The organism is Caulobacter sp. KR2-114 (assembly GCF_049446115.1).
In the GTDB taxonomy this organism is placed as follows: domain Bacteria; phylum Pseudomonadota; class Alphaproteobacteria; order Caulobacterales; family Caulobacteraceae; genus Acaudatibacter.
On sequence record NZ_JBMSEC010000005.1, the window covers coordinates 122,744 to 138,469 of the forward strand.

General features: G+C 70.6%; 16 protein-coding genes. 8 read left to right on the top strand and 8 right to left on the bottom strand.

The features are described 5' to 3' along the window. The first annotated feature begins 1 nt into the window (after window position 1). A complete protein-coding gene (locus ACO2Q3_RS18240) occupies window positions 2-541 on the top strand; it encodes a TadE/TadG family type IV pilus assembly protein (RefSeq protein WP_423309140.1) in 540 nt (179 codons plus the stop codon). Here the strand turns inward: ACO2Q3_RS18240 and ACO2Q3_RS18245 are convergent. The 3 genes from ACO2Q3_RS18245 to ACO2Q3_RS18255 form a co-directional block, all read right to left on the bottom strand. After that, window positions 522-1,358, bottom strand: coding sequence for an aminotransferase class IV (locus tag ACO2Q3_RS18245; protein WP_423309142.1), 837 nt, complete (start codon window positions 1,356-1,358; stop codon window positions 522-524). The two genes, ACO2Q3_RS18240 and ACO2Q3_RS18245, sit on opposite strands and share 20 nt — an antisense overlap. Next, entirely contained in the window at window positions 1,355-2,797 is a 1,443-nt protein-coding gene (locus ACO2Q3_RS18250) for an MFS transporter (protein WP_423309144.1), read from the bottom strand. Before ACO2Q3_RS18250 ends, ACO2Q3_RS18245 begins: the two co-directional genes overlap by 4 nt. Before the next feature lie 160 nt (window positions 2,798-2,957). Next, window positions 2,958-3,521 carry a PadR family transcriptional regulator gene (locus ACO2Q3_RS18255; RefSeq protein WP_423309146.1) on the bottom strand — a complete coding sequence of 188 codons (564 nt, stop codon included), beginning with the start codon at window positions 3,519-3,521 and terminating at the stop codon, window positions 2,958-2,960. A gap of 313 nt (window positions 3,522-3,834) precedes the next feature. Here ACO2Q3_RS18255 and ACO2Q3_RS18260 point away from each other — a divergent pair, with 313 nt between their 5' ends. Further along, window positions 3,835-4,278 carry a hypothetical protein gene (locus tag ACO2Q3_RS18260; protein ID WP_423309148.1) on the top strand — a complete coding sequence of 148 codons (444 nt, stop codon included), beginning with the start codon at window positions 3,835-3,837 and terminating at the stop codon, window positions 4,276-4,278. A 96-nt stretch (window positions 4,279-4,374) separates the two neighbouring features. Here the strand turns inward: ACO2Q3_RS18260 and ACO2Q3_RS18265 are convergent, their stop codons facing one another. Beyond that, window positions 4,375-4,692: a hypothetical protein gene (locus ACO2Q3_RS18265; protein WP_423309150.1), complete on the bottom strand. Its 318-nt coding sequence runs from the start codon at window positions 4,690-4,692 to the stop codon at window positions 4,375-4,377. A gap of 2 nt (window positions 4,693-4,694) precedes the next feature. Beyond that, window positions 4,695-5,033 carry a hypothetical protein gene (locus ACO2Q3_RS18270; protein WP_423309152.1) on the bottom strand — a complete coding sequence of 113 codons (339 nt, stop codon included), beginning with the start codon at window positions 5,031-5,033 and terminating at the stop codon, window positions 4,695-4,697. 195 nt (window positions 5,034-5,228) lie between these two features. Here ACO2Q3_RS18270 and ACO2Q3_RS18275 point away from each other — a divergent pair, with 195 nt between their 5' ends. Beyond that, window positions 5,229-5,912 carry a Type 1 glutamine amidotransferase-like domain-containing protein gene (locus ACO2Q3_RS18275; protein ID WP_423309154.1) on the top strand — a complete coding sequence of 228 codons (684 nt, stop codon included), beginning with the start codon at window positions 5,229-5,231 and terminating at the stop codon, window positions 5,910-5,912. A 71-nt stretch (window positions 5,913-5,983) separates the two neighbouring features. On the opposite strand, the gene eda is transcribed toward ACO2Q3_RS18275, so the two are convergent. After that, window positions 5,984-6,610 (bottom strand): bifunctional 4-hydroxy-2-oxoglutarate aldolase/2-dehydro-3-deoxy-phosphogluconate aldolase, encoded by a 627-nt coding sequence (gene eda, locus ACO2Q3_RS18280; RefSeq protein WP_423309156.1) that lies wholly within the window; start codon window positions 6,608-6,610, stop codon window positions 5,984-5,986. A 208-nt stretch (window positions 6,611-6,818) separates the two neighbouring features. Here eda and ACO2Q3_RS18285 point away from each other — a divergent pair, with 208 nt between their 5' ends. The 5 genes from ACO2Q3_RS18285 to ACO2Q3_RS18305 are packed head-to-tail and all read left to right on the top strand — an operon-like array spanning window position 6,819 to window position 14,301. Beyond that, complete coding sequence (locus ACO2Q3_RS18285; RefSeq protein ID WP_423309158.1) at window positions 6,819-7,934, top strand: glycosyltransferase family 4 protein; 1,116 nt, start codon at window positions 6,819-6,821, stop codon at window positions 7,932-7,934. Window positions 7,935-7,943: 9 nt separating this feature from the next. Beyond that, on the top strand, window positions 7,944-10,163 hold the full coding sequence (locus tag ACO2Q3_RS18290) for a glycogen debranching N-terminal domain-containing protein (protein WP_423309160.1): 2,220 nt from the start codon (window positions 7,944-7,946) through the stop codon (window positions 10,161-10,163). A 60-nt stretch (window positions 10,164-10,223) separates the two neighbouring features. Next, window positions 10,224-11,009, top strand: coding sequence for a trehalose-phosphatase (gene otsB / locus ACO2Q3_RS18295; protein WP_423309162.1), 786 nt, complete (start codon window positions 10,224-10,226; stop codon window positions 11,007-11,009). After that, a complete protein-coding gene (locus tag ACO2Q3_RS18300) occupies window positions 11,006-12,802 on the top strand; it encodes a glycoside hydrolase family 15 protein (protein ID WP_423309164.1) in 1,797 nt (598 codons plus the stop codon). The genes otsB and ACO2Q3_RS18300 overlap by 4 nt, the downstream gene beginning before the upstream one ends. Beyond that, window positions 12,799-14,301: an alpha,alpha-trehalose-phosphate synthase (UDP-forming) gene (locus tag ACO2Q3_RS18305; RefSeq protein WP_423309166.1), complete on the top strand. Its 1,503-nt coding sequence runs from the start codon at window positions 12,799-12,801 to the stop codon at window positions 14,299-14,301. The genes ACO2Q3_RS18300 and ACO2Q3_RS18305 overlap by 4 nt, the downstream gene beginning before the upstream one ends. A 254-nt stretch (window positions 14,302-14,555) precedes the next feature. Here the strand turns inward: ACO2Q3_RS18305 and ACO2Q3_RS18310 are convergent, their stop codons facing one another. Both ACO2Q3_RS18310 and lspA read right to left on the bottom strand, forming a co-directional pair. After that, on the bottom strand, window positions 14,556-15,128 hold the full coding sequence (locus tag ACO2Q3_RS18310; RefSeq protein WP_423309168.1) for a DUF3035 domain-containing protein: 573 nt from the start codon (window positions 15,126-15,128) through the stop codon (window positions 14,556-14,558). Between the two features lie 80 nt (window positions 15,129-15,208). After that, window positions 15,209-15,691 (bottom strand): signal peptidase II, encoded by a 483-nt coding sequence (lspA, locus tag ACO2Q3_RS18315; protein WP_423309170.1) that lies wholly within the window; start codon window positions 15,689-15,691, stop codon window positions 15,209-15,211. Window positions 15,692-15,726: the final 35 nt, after the last annotated feature.

A 15,726-nucleotide genomic window follows, 5' to 3' on the forward strand; every position in this document is an offset into this window, starting at 1 on the left:
CATGCGCAAACCTTCCATGCTGAGGCGCTTCCTCCGCGACACCGCCGGCCTGGCGGCGATCGAGTTCGCCTTCATCGGCCCGGTGCTGATCACCATGTACTTCGGCGTCGCCGAGCTGACCCAGGCGCTGCTGGCGCAGCGGCGCACGGCGCACGCGGCCTCGACCATCGGCGACCTGGTGGCGCAGGGCACGTCGGTGCAGGCGGCGAACTTCACGGACCTGTGGACGGTCGGCCAGACCATCCTGTCGCCCTTCTCGACCAGCAGCCTGAAGATGCGGGTCACCAGCGTCGTCGCCGACGCCAAGGGCGCCACCACGGTGAGCTGGAGCGAAGGCAGCGGCCTGACGCCCTACACCAAGAAGGCGACCATCACCGTGCCCAGCAGCGTGATCTCGGCCAATACCAGCGTGATCATGTCCGAGGTGCAGTATTCCTACACCTCGCCGGTGGGCTACATCTTCCACAGCGCCGTGCCGCTGAACAGCACCTACTATCTGCGGCCCCGCCTCTCCGACACGGTCACCTGCTCGGACTGCTGAGGCGGTCGGGGTCGGCCGACGCCCCCTGGATCAGCGGTTCCACGAGGCGGGCGAGCGTCTCGGCCAGTTCGCCGGACTGCAGCGCCCGGCCGTCCAGCGCGTCCACCGGGCGAACGCCGACCAGGCTGTTGGTCAGGACGATGGCGTCCGCCGCATCCAGCGCCGCGCGACCCACGGCGACCTCGGCGATCGCTTCGCCCGCGTCCCGAGCGGCCGCCAGCAGCCCGCGCCGCACGATCCCGTCCAGCACCCCGCAGCCCAGCGCCGGCGTGAACAGCCGCCCGTCGCGGCGCCAGATCAGGTTGGCCACGGCCGCGCAGGCGACCTCGCCGCGGGTGTTCAGCATCACCGCCTCGTCGGCGCCGGCAGCCTGGGCCTCGCGCCGGGCGAGGATGTTGTCGAGGTAGGCCAGGGTCTTCAGCCGCGCGGCGGGCGAGGCGTCGTTGCGCCGGGTGGCGGCGATGGCCAGGCGGGCGGGCGTCGCCGGCCGCGGCGCGGCGGCCGCCGTGGCGAACAGGCGCGGGGCGAGCGACGGGGGCCGGTCCAGCCCCCGCCCGCCTGAGCCGGCGGTGAGCGTCAGCCGCACGGCGGCCCGCGCGGCGCCCAGACCGGCCTCGGCCAGTGCGGCCTCGCAGGCCTGCCGGGCGGCGGCGGCCTCCGGCGCGGGCAGGCCCAGCACGCCGCAGCCGGCGACCAGCCGCGCCAGGTGCGCCTCGAAGGCGACCAGCTGGCCGCCCCGCGCCAGCAGGGTCTCGAACAGGCCATCGCCGAGGGTCAGCCCCCGGTCGTCCCAGGGGACGGCGCCGTCCAGGCTCATACGGCGGCCTTCTGCCGTCCGTCGCCACGCACGAACAGCAGGCCGACGAAGCCGATCGCCAGCAGGATCGAGATGGTGCCGAAGCCTCCCTGCTGGCTGTGGAAGATGCGCGTGCCCTGGTTCACCAGGAACGAGCCCAGCCACACCGTGGCCGTGCCCGACACGGCGTAGGCGCCGAAGAACGCCCCGGTCTGCTCGGGCGGGGTCAGGCGGGTCAGCAGGGTGCGGCTGGAGGCGTAGTGGGCGGTGATGAACACGGCGTTGGAAAAGCCGATCAGGATGAACACCACCTCCGGCAGGGTACGGAAGAACGGGCCGTTCCACAGCGGCGCGTGCGCGGCGCTGTCGTAGGGCATGAAGAAGATGCGGTTGGGCCCCATCCCCAGGATGGCGACGATGCCCAGCAGCGACATGAAGATCTCCAGCTGCACGGCGCGCTTGGGGCCTAGGCCGCCGTCCAGGAACCGGGCCGCCAGGCCGCCGCACACCGCCAGCACCGTCAGGATGATGCCGTAGATCAGCATCTCCAGCGCGTGCCAGTGCATCACCCCGGTGGCGTAAACCCCGGCGTAGATCAGCACCGCGGTCATGCCGTCGACGTAGAACATGCGCGCCAGCAGGAAGACCGCCGCGTCGCGGTGGTTGCGCACGGTGCGCAGCATGGTCCACAGCGACCTGGCCCCGTCGGCGAAGGCCTTCAGCACCGGCGTGCCGGTGGGCTTGGCGTCGGGGGTGAACAGCAGCAGCGGGAGGGTTCCCACCGCCAGCAGCACCGCCGAGATCGGCGCGACGATCCGCTCCGGCTCGTGCTTCGCCGGATCCAGGCCGAACAGCGGGCTGTGCGGCACCCAGGCCCAGTCCACCTTGCCCGGCAGGGCGAAGGCCCAGGCGGTGAAGCCCAGGGCCAGCAGGGCGAAGAAGTTGCCCGAGGCCAGCGCCAGGCTGGACGCCTTGTGCGCCCCGCCCAGGCCCGCCGCGCGCACCAGCAGCGAGTTGTGCAGCACCTCGCTGTACGAGAACAGCAGGCCGATCAGGGTGGTCAGCAGCAGGGTGGCGGTGACGGTCAGGCCGGAGTGGTCGGCCTTGGTCCACCACAGGGCGAACATCATCGGGACCATCAGCGCGACCGACAGGGCCAGCCAGGTCTTGCGCCGGCCCATCTGGTCGATGGAGGCCCCGAGGAAGGGCGAGGTGAGCATGGTCGCCCAGCCCGCGTACTGGCTCCAGCGGCTGATCACCTCCTGCCCCCTCACCGGATCGCCGACCACGGCGGCGGCCACGTAGGGCATGAAGATGTAGATGGTGATCAGGATCACGTAGGGGTCGCGGGCGCCTTCGAACAGCGACCAGGCCAGCGCTCCCCTTGATAGCCTCGCCTCGGGATTGTCGGCCTCGGGGCGCACGGCGACGAGGTCGGCTTCAGGCAAGGCTTCGGTCACTGCTGGTCATCTCCCGGGCGCTGGGCGCGGCTCCGCGTCGTCGACGACAGGCCGTTCGTTGTTCGCCCCTTGGCCCCACCCTATAGGGCCGTCCGGGAAATTGAAGGCGCCCCTGCGTCAGGGTCGTCGGGCCCGGCCTTGTGTCCGGGCCCTGGCGGGATCAGGCGCGCTCGACCTTGCCGGCAGCCTCGTCGATGGCGGCGACCAGGGCGTCGAGCTGCTCGGGGGCGACGGGGCCGGAGGACATCCGCAGGCCGATGGCGCGGCCCAGGTTCTCCATCGCCCGGGCGATGCGCGGCGACGGGCCGTCGAAGCGGGCGTGCACGTCCTGCATGCGGCGGAAGATGGCGTCCACGGCCGGCTTCTGCTCCTCGAGCGCGGCCTGGCCCTCGGCGGTGATGGAGTACAGGCGCTTGTTGCCGCCCGCCGCCTCGACCGTGACGTAGCCCAGTTCCTCCAGCAGGGTCAGGGTCGGATAGACCACGCCCGGGCTGGGGCTGTAGGCGCCGCCGACCTTTTCCTCGATGGCCTTGATGATCTCGTAGCCGTGCCGCGGCTGTTCGCCGACCAGGCGCAGGATCACGAAGCGCAGGTCGCCCTGGTCGAAGATCCGCTCGCCCCGCCGGCCATGCCGGCCGCCGAAGCCGCGGCCGTGAAAGCCGAACTCGCGCGGACCGAACGCCTCGCGGCGGCCGTGACGATGATGGTGATGATGGAAACCCAAAGTGCAGTCCTTTCTGACTGTTTCTAGATATATCGGATTGTTAGATATATCGAAGATGCGTCAGGCGCAAGGGGGATGTGGGCGAGATTTTCGCCGACCGGCTTCTGGGCAGCCGGGAGCGGCGCCTGGGGTCGCTCCGCCACGTGTGGGATCTGGAATCTGGAATTCGGGGACATGATAGCTGCACCCCCGCGCCGCCCCCCTGCACCCGGGGAGAGATATCGTGCCCCCAAGACCCCGCGCGCCGCCACGAAACGGGGCTTCAGGAATGCCCGCGCGCATGCCAACGTCACTCAGGGTGGGTGAGGATCGGATGCGCGCAGTGAAAATCATGGGCGCCGTGCTCGCCATCGCGGCGGTCGGTCCGAATGCTTCGCTCGCTGAGCCTGCGCGGCCGGCGCTTTCCCCAGGTCAGCTGAACTGCGCCGACACGAACGCGACCGGCGACGCCAGGCTGAGCCAGTCCGAGGCTCGCCGCATCGCCCGATCGCTGGCCCGGACCTGGCAAGCGAGAGCCAGCCGGCCGGGCTGGGCGCACAGCCGTCGCCTGGACGCCTATACGCTCGCCTTTTGCAGGACGAGCGCCGGCGGCCCGCCCATCATCATCGTTGACGGCCTGTACAGCGCGCTGGGCGCCAGCCTTTGCGACGACGCGGAGGGTTTTGCCGTCACCTACGATCCCCGCAGCGGCAGGTTCGGCGACTTCGCCTTCGGCGTCAGCGCCTGCGCGGCAGGCAGCCGGCAACCTCAGGACTGAGATGCGAACGGGCTGTCGGTGGGTCACGGATCACCCGTCGCCGAGGAAGGCTGGTGGGCGGACGGCAGGGCTGGCCTCCGGGGGCCTCATGGAAGATCAGGCAAGCGGTTCAAGAGCACGGCGCCGCAGCCCGCCCGCGTCCAGGCCTGCGTTCTGGCAGTGTTCGAGGACTATTCCGGCAAACACGTCATCGGGGTAGCGGGGCGCGCCGGCCACCAGCTCCCGTGTTTGGCTCGCGACGCGATGGGCAAGCTCATTCAGCGCCCTGAGACGCTCCGGATTTGAGACTCTGCGGGTTCCGGGTTCGTAGGTCCCGCGGCCGCTGAGGGTAACTTCCCACAGGACGTTGATGAGGAACTCCAGCCTGGCCGGACCCCCCAGCGCAGCGACCCAGGCCAATTGTTCGTTGGGCATGCTCAATCCCTGGACGATGTCACGGCCGGGCCCAAGGCCAACGCCCGGCAGTGGTCGTCGATGGCGCGGGCGACGTTCGCCTCCGACCGGCCTTTCCACCTCATGCGCGCCGCGTCCTTCGCCAGCTTCTCCTCGAAGGAGTCGACCGTGTCATGGCGCGGCGCAAGCACGGCGCCGCAATCGCAGTGTCCGCGCGTGGCGGTATTGTTGATCGGCCTCGCGTAGCACCTTGCGCACCGACGGGTTCTCGATGCGGCCGCTGCCCGGCCATGCCTCGCCATGACCGCCGCAACGGCGTCGGCGTCCTCGGTCGGCGCGATGAGCGTGATGACGTGGCGCATGCCCGCAGCCTACGCCGCCGTTCAGAGGTCTTCCACGACAGCAAGGCTCGGCGAGCTGCTTGACGGCTTTCCGTGCCGGGCGCGATCTTTCGACCGTCGCCAGCGCCGTCAGAGGCGACGACGAAGGAGCCGGTCCGTAGTCCCTGACGACCCGGCCACGACCGAACCGCGCGACGCAATCTGCCGGAAGACATCATGAAGCTGCTGCTCACATCCGCCGGTATCAAGAACCCCAGCATCGAGAGGGCGCTGGTTGGCCTGCTCGGCAGGCCGATCGCCGCGTGCAACGCCCTGTGCATTCCCACGGCGGGGTACGGGCACCCTCAGGGCAGTCCCGGCGGGGCCTACCGGTTCATCACCGGCAAGGCCTCCACGCCCATGTGCGAGCTGGGCTGGAAGTCGCTGGGCGTGCTGGAGCTGACCGCCCTGCCGAGCATCGGCGAGGACCGCTGGATCCCCTGGGTCCGGGAGGCGGACGTCCTGCTCGTCAACGGGGGCGACGCCCTCTACCTGAACCACTGGATGCGGCTGTCGGGGCTGGCGGCGCTGTTGCCGACATTGCCCGACCTGGTCTGGGCCGGGCTGAGCGCCGGCAGCATGGTGATGACCCCGCGCATCGGCCAGGACTTCGTCGGCTGGCAGCCGCCCGGCGGCGGCGACGGCGCGCTGGGTTGGGTCGATTTCTCGATCTTTCCGCACCTGGACCACCCGGCCCTGCCGGAGAACACCCTGGCCGACGCGGAACGCTGGGCGGCCGGCCTGACCAATCCCGCCTATGCCATCTGCGACGACACCGCCATCCAGGTGGTGGACGGCGCGGTCGAGGTGATCTCGGAGGGCCACTGGAAGCAGTTCACCCCGGCCGCCTCTGGCGCTTGAACCTTGTCGCGGCGGCCCGCCGTGGCCACCGGCCGAAAGCGGGCGAACCTCTCCGCAGGGACGGAAGCCCCTCAGCCCCGCCGTAGGCCGGCCGCCTCGCGGGCGAGGCGTTCGATGGTGGCGGTGTCGCCGGCTTCGATGGCCGCCTCGGGCGCGATCCAGGAGCCGCCGACGCACAGCACGTTGGGGAGGGCCAGGTAGTCCGGGGCGGTGGCCAGGCTGATGCCGCCGGTGGGGCAGAAGCGCACGCCGGGGAACGGGCCGCCGAACGCCTTCAGCGCCGCCACGCCGCCGGCCGCCGCCGCCGGGAAGAACTTGAACGCGGTGTAGCCCCGGTCCAGGCCGGCCATCAGCTCGCCCGCGGTGGCGATCGCCGGCAGGTAGGGGATCGGCCCATGGCGGGCGGCGTCCATCAGCTCCGGCGTCGAGCCGGGGGAGATGGCGAAGGCGGCGCCGGCCTCGGCGGCGGCCTTCAGGTCGTGCGCGGTCAGCACGGTGCCGACGCCGATCACGAGGTCGGGCACGTCGCGGGCGATTGCCGACACCGCCGCCAGCGCGGCCGGGGTGCGCAGGGTGATCTCGATCGTCTTCAGCCCTCCGGCCAGAAGCGCGCGGGCCATCGGCACGGCGTGCGCGGCATCGGCGATGGTCACCACGGGCATCACCGGCGACAGGGCGAGAATATCTTCGATGGTCATGAGCAAGCGTCCGGCGGGTTTCGCCCCGCCTAATCGTCAGAACCTTTCCGCGCAACAGGCGTTCCGGAAAAGTCACCCGGCGCCCAAAGCGCCGGCGCCGGGGCGTCTGCGTGAAAGTTTCGCCGAAGAGCCAGGAACCAAACCCCGGGTGGGCGCTCTTCACCCGGGTCGGCGTGCCGGTCGGCTTGGTTTGTTTGGAGTATCGAACATGAAGATCGCCCAGGTCGCCCCCCTCTACGAAGCGGTTCCGCCCCGGCTGTATGGCGGAACCGAGCGGGTGGTGGCGCACCTGACCGACGCCCTGGTGGACCTGGGCCACGAGGTGACGCTGTTCTCCAGCGCCGAGGCGCAGACCCGCGCCGAGCTGGTGGCGGTGCGTGACCAGGCGATCCGCCTGGACCCGGCCGCGCTGAAGTCGGACCTGGCCGCCCACCTGAGCATGCTCAGCGAAGTGCGCCGGCAGAAGGACCGCTTCGACATCATCCACTTTCACACCGACATGGCGCACTTCCCCCTGTTCGAGGACATGGCGGCGCGCACCATCACCACCCTGCACGGACGGCTGGACCTGAAGGACCTGCCCGAGGTCTACCGCCGCTGGCCGAAGTTCCCGCTGGTCTCGATCTCCGACAACCAGCGCCTGGCGCTGCCCTTCGCCAACTGGGCGGGCACCGTCTATCACGGCATGCCCGAGACGCTTTACCGGTTCGGCGCGCAGCCGCAGGGCTACCTGGCGTTCCTGGGCCGCATCTCGCCTGAGAAACGCCCCGATCGGGCGATCGAGATCGCCAAGCGGCTGGGCATGCGGCTGAAGATCGCCGCCAAGGTGGACCCGGCCGACGCCCGCTATTTCGCCGACGAGATCGAGCCGCTGCTGGACCACCCGCTGATCGAGTTCATCGGCGAGATCGGCGACGATCAGAAGTCGGACTTCCTGGGCGGCGCCTCGGCCTTGCTGTTCCCCATCGACTGGCCCGAGCCGTTCGGCCTGGTGATGATCGAGGCGATGGCCTGCGGCACGCCGGTGATCGGCTTCGACTGCGGCTCGGTGCCCGAGGTGATCGAGGACGGCGTCACCGGCTTCATCGTCTCCAGCCTGGACCAGGCGGTTGAGGCGGTCCGCAAGGCCGTGACCCTGGACCGGCGGGAGATCCGCCGACGCTTCGACCGGCGCTTTTCGGCCACGGCCATGGCGCGCGGCTATCTTGATCTCTATGCTGACCGCCTGGCTCAATGCCCCTTCGCGCCGGACCTCGCGGCGGATCCCGACGTGCCCGTCGTGCGGCCGCCGGAAGAGGAAAGGTCCTTCGCCAACTACGCCTGAGGCCGTCTGATGGACGATCTGAGCGGCGCCGCCAAGCCGCCCGAAGGGGCGCCGGAAGGCCATTCGCAGGGGTCGCCCAGCGGCGCGCACACCGGTCCCGCGGCGCTCGATCCCGACGAGGCGGCCCGCACCAGCGAGCCCAGCGAACTGCTGTCGCTGAAGTCCGGCGACAGCTTCCTGGTGGCGGATCCGCAAGGCGACGTGCTGGGGGCGGCGGACGGCTTCTTCCACGAGGACACCCGCATCCTGTCGCGCCTGCGGCTGCTGATCGGCGGCAAGCCGCCCTCGCGCCTGAGCTTCGGCCTGACGCGTGACAACTCGGCCTTCACCTTCCATGGCGCGAACCTCGCCCTGCCGCCGATGGGCGGGCGCGCGACGCCGCGCGGGGTCATCCACGTGGAGCGCAAGCGCTGCCTGTGGAACGACCGCATGTTCGAGCGGGTGCGGCTGACCAACTTCGGCCTGGACGAGGTGATGCTGCCGATCGCCTTCGAATACGACGCGGACTTCCGCGACATGTTCGAGGTGCGGGGCCTCAAGCGCGCAGAGCGCGGAACGCGAAGGCCGGTGGAGCTGAACGGCCGGCACGTGACCTTCGCTTATGAGGGCCTGGACGGCGCCGAGCGGCGCGGGGTGCTGGGCTTTTCCGAGCCGCCCTGGCGGATGAGCGAGCGGCGCGCGGAGTTCATGCTGACCCTGGCGCCCGACCAGCGCTTCGACCTCTATCTGGAGGTCAGTCCGTTCGGCTGCGACATTCCCAACCGCGAGAGCTTCATCCTGGCGCTGAAGGCGGCGCGCGACGCCGTGCATCATCGGCGCAACCGCGGCGCGGCGATCGTCTGTCCGGACGGGGCGTTCGGCGCCTGGATCGAGCAGTCGCGCGACGACGTGGCGGTGCTGACCACAGACCTGCCCACCGGCCCCTATCCTTATGCCGGCATCCCCTGGTTCTCGACCACCTTCGGTCGCGACGGGATCATCACCGCCTGGCAGCTGCTGTGGCTCGACCCCGGCCTGGCCAAGGGGGTGCTCACCTTCCTGGCCGAGAACCAGGCCACGGAGACCTCGGCCTTCCGCGACTCCCAGCCCGGCAAGATCATGCACGAGGCGCGCCGCGGCGAGATGGCGGTGCTGAAGGAGATCCCCTTTGGCCACTACTACGGCGGGGTCGACACCACGCCGCTGTTCGTCGCCCTGGCCGGGGCCTATTTCCAGCGCACCGGCGACGCCGAGCTGATCCGCCGGCTGTGGCCGGCCCTCACCGCCGCGATCGGCTGGCTGGAGCGCAACGGCGATTCCAATGGCGACGGCTTCATCGACTACGCCCGCGGCGCCGACACCGGCCTGGCCAACCAGGGCTGGAAGGACTCAGAGGACAGCGTGTTCCACGCCGACGGCCGCTTCCCCAAGGGGCCGGTGGCGCTGGTGGAGGTGCAGGGCTATGCCTTCGCCGCCTGGAAGGCGATGGCCACCCTGGCCGAGGCGCTGGGCGAGCCGGGCGCCGAGGCCTGGCGCACGCGCGCCGAGGCGATCCGCGCAGCCGTCGAGGATCGCTTCTGGATGCAGGACCAGGGCTTCTACGCCATCGCCCTGGACGGTGACGGCCAGCCCTGCGAGCCGCACACCTCCAATCCCGGGCACCTGCTGTTCGTCGGCCTGCCCTCGCCCGAGCGCGCCGCGGCGGTGATCCGGCGGCTGACCTCGGCGGAGTTCGACTCCGGTTGGGGCGTGCGCACCCTGGCCCAGGGGCAGGCGCGCTACAATCCGATGTCCTATCACAACGGCTCGGTCTGGCCGCACGACACCGCCATCGTCCTGGCCGGCCTGTCGAACTACGGCGAGCGCGAGGGCGTGGCCCGTATCCTCGGCGACATGTTCGACGTCGGCCGCAGTTTCGACATGCGCATGCCCGAACTGATGTGCGGCTTCGCGCGCGAGCCGGGCGAGCGGCCGATCGCCTACCCGGTGGCCTGCCTGCCGCAGGCCTGGGCCGCCGGCTCGGCGTTCATGATGCTGCAGGCGTGCCTGGGCCTGTCGATCGATGGCCGCCGCTACGAGGTGCGGCTGGTCCGCCCGGCCCTGCCGAAGGGGGTCGATGAACTGTCGATTCGCGGGCTCAGGATCGGTGACGCCTGCGTGGACATCCGTGTGCAACGACTGGGCGATTCCATCGCGGTGACGCCGAAACAGGACGGCGGACCGGCGGTCGCGGTCGTCCTCGAAGGATAGGGATCGAATGTCGACGTTGCGCGTTAGTCGGCCGTCGCGGGAGGGGTGCGAGTCTTGTCGATGCATGTGAATGCTGTGTCCGCCGCCGCGCGGGCCGATCTGGCCGCGCCTGGTCCCCTGGACCCGGGGGGCGTGGCCCTGTTCACCGACCTTGACGGCACCCTGGCGCCGCTGGTCGAGCGGCCCGGCCTGGTGAAGCCCGACGCCGTCCGGCGCCGGCTGCTGGCGCGGCTGCAGCGGGCGCTGCACGGGCGGCTGGCCGTGATCAGCGGCCGGGGCCTGGACGACCTGGACCGCATCCTTGAGCACGATATCGTCGCCCTTTCGGCGGCGCACGGGCTCGTGCGACGGTCGGCGGACGGCGTGGTGCGCGGCGCGCCGCGGCCGGAGGCCTTGGACGACGCGCGCGAGGCGCTTGAGGCCTTCGTCAAGGCCGACCGCGGTCTTCTGCTGGAGGACAAGGGGCCGGCGCTGGCCCTGCACTATCGCCGCTCCCCCGGCGCGGCCGAGGCCTGCCAGGACGTGGTGCGGCGCCTGGCGATCGCCGGCGACCTGGTGGTGCAGCAGGGCGACATGGTGATCGAGTTGCGCGCGCCGGGGCCCGACAAGGGCGACGCGATGCGCGCCTTCATGACCGAGGCCCCGTTCGCGGGCGCCCTGCCGGTGTTCATCGGCGACGACCTGACCGACGAGCATGGCTTCGAGGCCGCGGTCGCCCTGGGCGGCTACGGGGTGATCGTCGGCGCGCGCCGGCCGACGGCCGCGCTCTACGCCCTGCCCGACGTCGCCGCCGCCCTGGCGTGGATGGACGCCGCGGGCCAGACGGGCGCAGTCGCCGGCGCATGACCCACACCCTGGATCTCGCCCCCATCGGCAACTGCGCCTCCAGCGCGCTGATCGACCGCGAAGGCCGCTTCGTCTGGAGCTGCCTGCCGCGGATCGACTCCGACCCGTTCTTCTCGTCCCTGCTGGACGGGCGCGAGGCGGGCGACCCGGATGGGATCGGCTACTGGTCGATCGACGCCGGTCCCGGCGCGCGCACGCGCCAGGCCTACTGGCGCAACACCCCGATCCTGCGCACCGAGGTCACCGACGCCGCCGGGGCCTCGTTCGAGATCATCGACTTCGCGCCGCGGTTCCGCATGTACGGCCGCTTCTATCGCCCCACCGGCTTCATCCGCCTGCTGCGGCCCATTCACGGGGCGCCACGGATCACCATCCGCATGCGCCCGGCCACCGCCTGGGGCGAGCGACGCGCCGGAGTCACCTCCGGCTCGCACCACATCCGCTACGTCGGCGAGCACGTCACCCTGCGGCTGACCACCAACGCTCCCGTCAGCCACATCCTGGAGGAGCGCACCTTCCGCCTGGAGGAGCCGGTGGCCATGTTCCTGGGCCCGGACGAGCCGTTCCAGGGCGAGGTGCTGGCGGTGGCCTCCAGCATGCTCAACGACACCGCCTCGTACTGGCGCGAGTGGGTGCGAACCCTGGCCATCCCGCTGGACTACCAGGAGGCGGTGATCCGGGCGGCGATCACGCTGAAGCTCTGCGTCTACGAGGAGACCGGGGCGATCGTCGCGGCGATGACCACCTCGCTGCCGGAGTCCCCGGGCAGCGGGCGCAACTGGGACTACCGCTACTGCTGGATCCGCGACGCCTACTACACGGTGCAGGCGCTGAACCGGCTGGGCGCGGTGGATATCCTGGAGAACTACCTCGGCTATCTGCGCAACATCATCGACATCTCCGGCGGCGGCCACATCCAGCCGGTGTGGGGCGTCGGCTACGAGAAGGTGCTGACCGAGCGCATCGCCGAGCACCTGCCCGGCTACCAGGGCAACGGCCCCGTGCGCATCGGCAACCAGGCCTTCGAGCACATCCAGCACGACGTCTACGGCCAGATCGTGCTGTCCAACACCCAGACCTTCTTCGACGAGCGGCTGCTGCGGCCGGCCAATCACGTCGACTTCGAGAACCTGGAAAAGGTCGGCGAGCGGGCCTTCGCCGTGCACAACACCCCCGACGCCGGGCTGTGGGAGCTGCGCACCCGCGCGGCGGTGCACACCTATTCGGCCGCCATGTGCTGGGCCGCGTGCGACCGCCTGGGCAACGTCGCCGAGAAGCTGGGCCTGGCGTCGCGGGCGAAGCTGTGGAACGACCGGGCGCGGGTGGTGCGCGAGGCGATTGAGGCCGGCGCCTGGAACACCGCCACCGGCCACTTCGCGGCCACCTTCGGCGGCGACGAGCTGGACGCCAGCCTGACCCAGCTGGTCGACCTGCGCTTCCTGAAGCCGGACGATCCGCGCAATCGCGATACGTTGAAGGCGATTGAGAAGCATTTGAGGCGCGGCTCGAACCTGCTGCGCTACGATCTGCCCGACGACTTCGGCGCGCCGGAGACGGCGTTCAACTTCTGCACCTTCTGGTTCATCGAGGCGCTGCACCTCACGGGCGAGACCGAACAGGCCCGCGGATTGTTCGAGGAGATGCTGGAGCGGCGCACGCACGCCGGACTTCTATCTGAGGACGTCAGCCTGACCGACGGCACGCTCTGGGGGAACTATCCCCAGACCTATTCGCTGGTTGGTTTGATCAATTGCGCCGTGCTGCTCAGCCGGCCGTGGAGTGCTGTCAGATGAGCCGGCTTATCGTGGTCTCGAACCGAGTGAATCCGCCCGAGAAGCGGGGCGACGCCCCGGCGGGCGGCCTGGCCGTGGCGATCGCCGCGGCGCTGCGGGAATATTCCGGCTTCTGGTTCGGCTGGAGCGGGCAGACGACCGAGGGCTTCACCGGCGAGGTGAAGACCTCGCGCGTCGACGACGTCACGGTGCGCACCATCGACCTCGAGGAAGGCGACTATCAGGAGTACTACAACGGCTACGCCAACGGCACGCTGTGGCCGCTGTTCCACTACCGCATCGACCTGACCGCCTACGACCGCTCGTTCGGCGAGGGCTACGACCGGGTCAACCGCCGCTTCGCCGAGGCCCTGGCGCCTCTGATCGAGCCGGGGGATCTGATCTGGGTGCACGACTACCACCTGTTCCCCCTGGCGCGGGAGCTGCGCCGGCTGGGGATCGGCAACCCGATCGGCTTCTTCCTGCACATCCCCTGGCCCGCGCCGCAGCTGCTCACCACCCTGCCCCGGCACCGGGCGCTGGTGGAGGCGATGTTCGACTACGACCTGGTGGGCTTCCAGACCGACGAGTGGCTGTGGGCGTTCGAGTCCTATGTGCTGGGCGAGGCCGCCGGGACCTGGACCCGCGACGGCCGCATGACCGCCTTCGGCAAGACCCTGTCGGCCAAGGTGTTCCCCATCGGCCTGGACGTGGAGACCTTCACCGAGCTGGCCGCCTCCGACACCGCCATCCAGACCTACGATCGCATGGCCGCCCATGCCGCCTTCCGCTCGATGGTGGTCGGGGTCGAGCGGCTGGACTACTCCAAGGGGCTTGAGGAGCGGCTGCTCGGCTTCGAGCGGTTCCTGGCCGACAACCCCTACCAGCGCGGCAAGGTGCTGTACCTGCAGGTGGCGCCGACCTCGCGCGGCGAGGTGGAAGCCTACCAGGACATGCGCGGGCGCCTGGACGCCCTGACCGGGCGGATCAACTCGATGTACGGCGACATGGACTTCTCGCCGGTGCGGTTCATCAACCGCAACTATCGCCGCGACGAGCTGGCCGGGGTGTATCGCGCCGCCAAGGTCGGCCTGGTCACGCCGCTGCGCGACGGCATGAACCTGGTGGCCAAGGAATATGTCGCCGCCCAGGACCCGCACGACCCGGGCGTGCTGGTGCTGTCTCGCTTCGCCGGCGCCGCGCGGCAGATGACCGAGGCGGTGATCGTCAATCCGTTCAGCCACGAGGAGATGGCCGAGGCGCTGAAGCGCGCCCTGACCATGGAGCGCGCCGAGCGGATCGACCGCTGGCAGGCGCTGATGGAGGGGGTGCGCCGCACCGACGTGAAGACCTGGCGCGACGCCTTCGTGCGCGCGCTCAGCGCCACCCGGGGAACCGGACCGGTGTCGGAACTGCCCGTCGCCCAGGGCGGCTGGCGCGGCGTGCGCGCCTTTGACTTCGCCCGCGGCCAGCTGCGCGGCCACCGCCGCCGCCCCGAGGCGGGCGAGCCGGGGGCGTAGGCCAAAGCGCCCATCCCGGCTCATCACGCGTCTCACCCGCCGGAGCGTCGCGGGAAACCCAGGGCATGCGAGCGCCCAACCCCTCGTCACCCCGGCCGAAGCGCAGCGGAGAGCCGGGGCCGGCAGGGCCGACGTCAAGCTGGTTGTCGTCTTGGAACCCGATGGGCCGGCCCCGGATCAGCGGGCGCCCAAGGCGCCCTTGTCCGGGGTGACGAGATTGGTTCGGGTTGCCGGACCGAGGCTACAGCCCCGTCCTAAAGTCCCGGAAGCTTGATCTTGGTGGACTTGGCGCGGGAGATCACCACCGGCTGGTTGCCCACCAGGCCCTTGATGCGGGCGTCTTCGGCCGCGGCGTCGACGTTGCTGGGCTGGGTGGCGCCGGCGTCGGCGGTGGGCAGGGCGGTCGGCGAGGCCGGCTGGCCCTTGCGCCAGAACATCACGAAGTCGGCGAAGCTCTTGTCCTTGTGCGAAAGGTCGCCGAACTCGTCGTCCACCACGTAGCGGATCAGCGGGTCGGCGTGGTCGGCCCCGGCGCGGGTGGCCAGCAGCTTCTCGCCGTCGGAGCGGGCCTCGCCCTCGCGCATGCCCAGCAGGGCGGTGCGCGCGGCGCTTTCCGGCTGCAGTTCCTGCGGGCGCGGCTCGCCGGGGGCCGGCGGGCGCAGCGAATAGTCGGGCGGCAGCACCAGCGGGGCCTTGGTCACCACGCGGAACTCGTCCGGCGTCACCTTGGTCATGCCCAGGGCCTGCTGCGTCGAGGTGCAGGCGGAAAGGCCAACGCCGGCGGCGCCGATCAGCAGGATAGCCGCAACAGCGCGGTTGAAACTCATCGGTGATGCGCTCCCAAGAGGCCGCCCCGGCCCTAACATCCGTGTCGATACCCCATTACGGGCGCGGCCGGCAACGGCCATCAGGTCGCGGCCTGTTTCGGCGCCAGCACGCTCTCGATCAGCAGCAGGATCACGCCCACCGTGATGGCGCTGTCGGCGACGTTGAACACCCAGGGAAAGAAGCCCAGCTGGTGCACGTCGACGAAGTCGACCACCGAGCCCAGCCGTATGCGGTCGATCATGTTGCCGAGCGCGCCGCCGATGACGAAGCCCACCGCCACGGCGGTCCAGGTCTTCTCCAGGCGCAGCGCCCAGACCGCCAGGCCGATCGAGACGATCAGCGAGAATGCCGACAGCAGCCAGCGCGACAGGTCGGGCGCGCCCTGCAGGAAGCCGAAGCTGACCCCCTCGTTGCGCACCAGCGACAGCTGCAGCGGGCCGATCACCGGCACCGCATGCCCGTCGCCGAGCCCCAGGCCGTTCAGCACCCACAGCTTGACCATCTGGTCGACGACGATCACCGCCGCCGCCAGCAGATAGGCGATCAGGGCCGTGCGCTTCATCGGCGCGGTGCTCCGCGGGAGCCCCCATCCCGGCC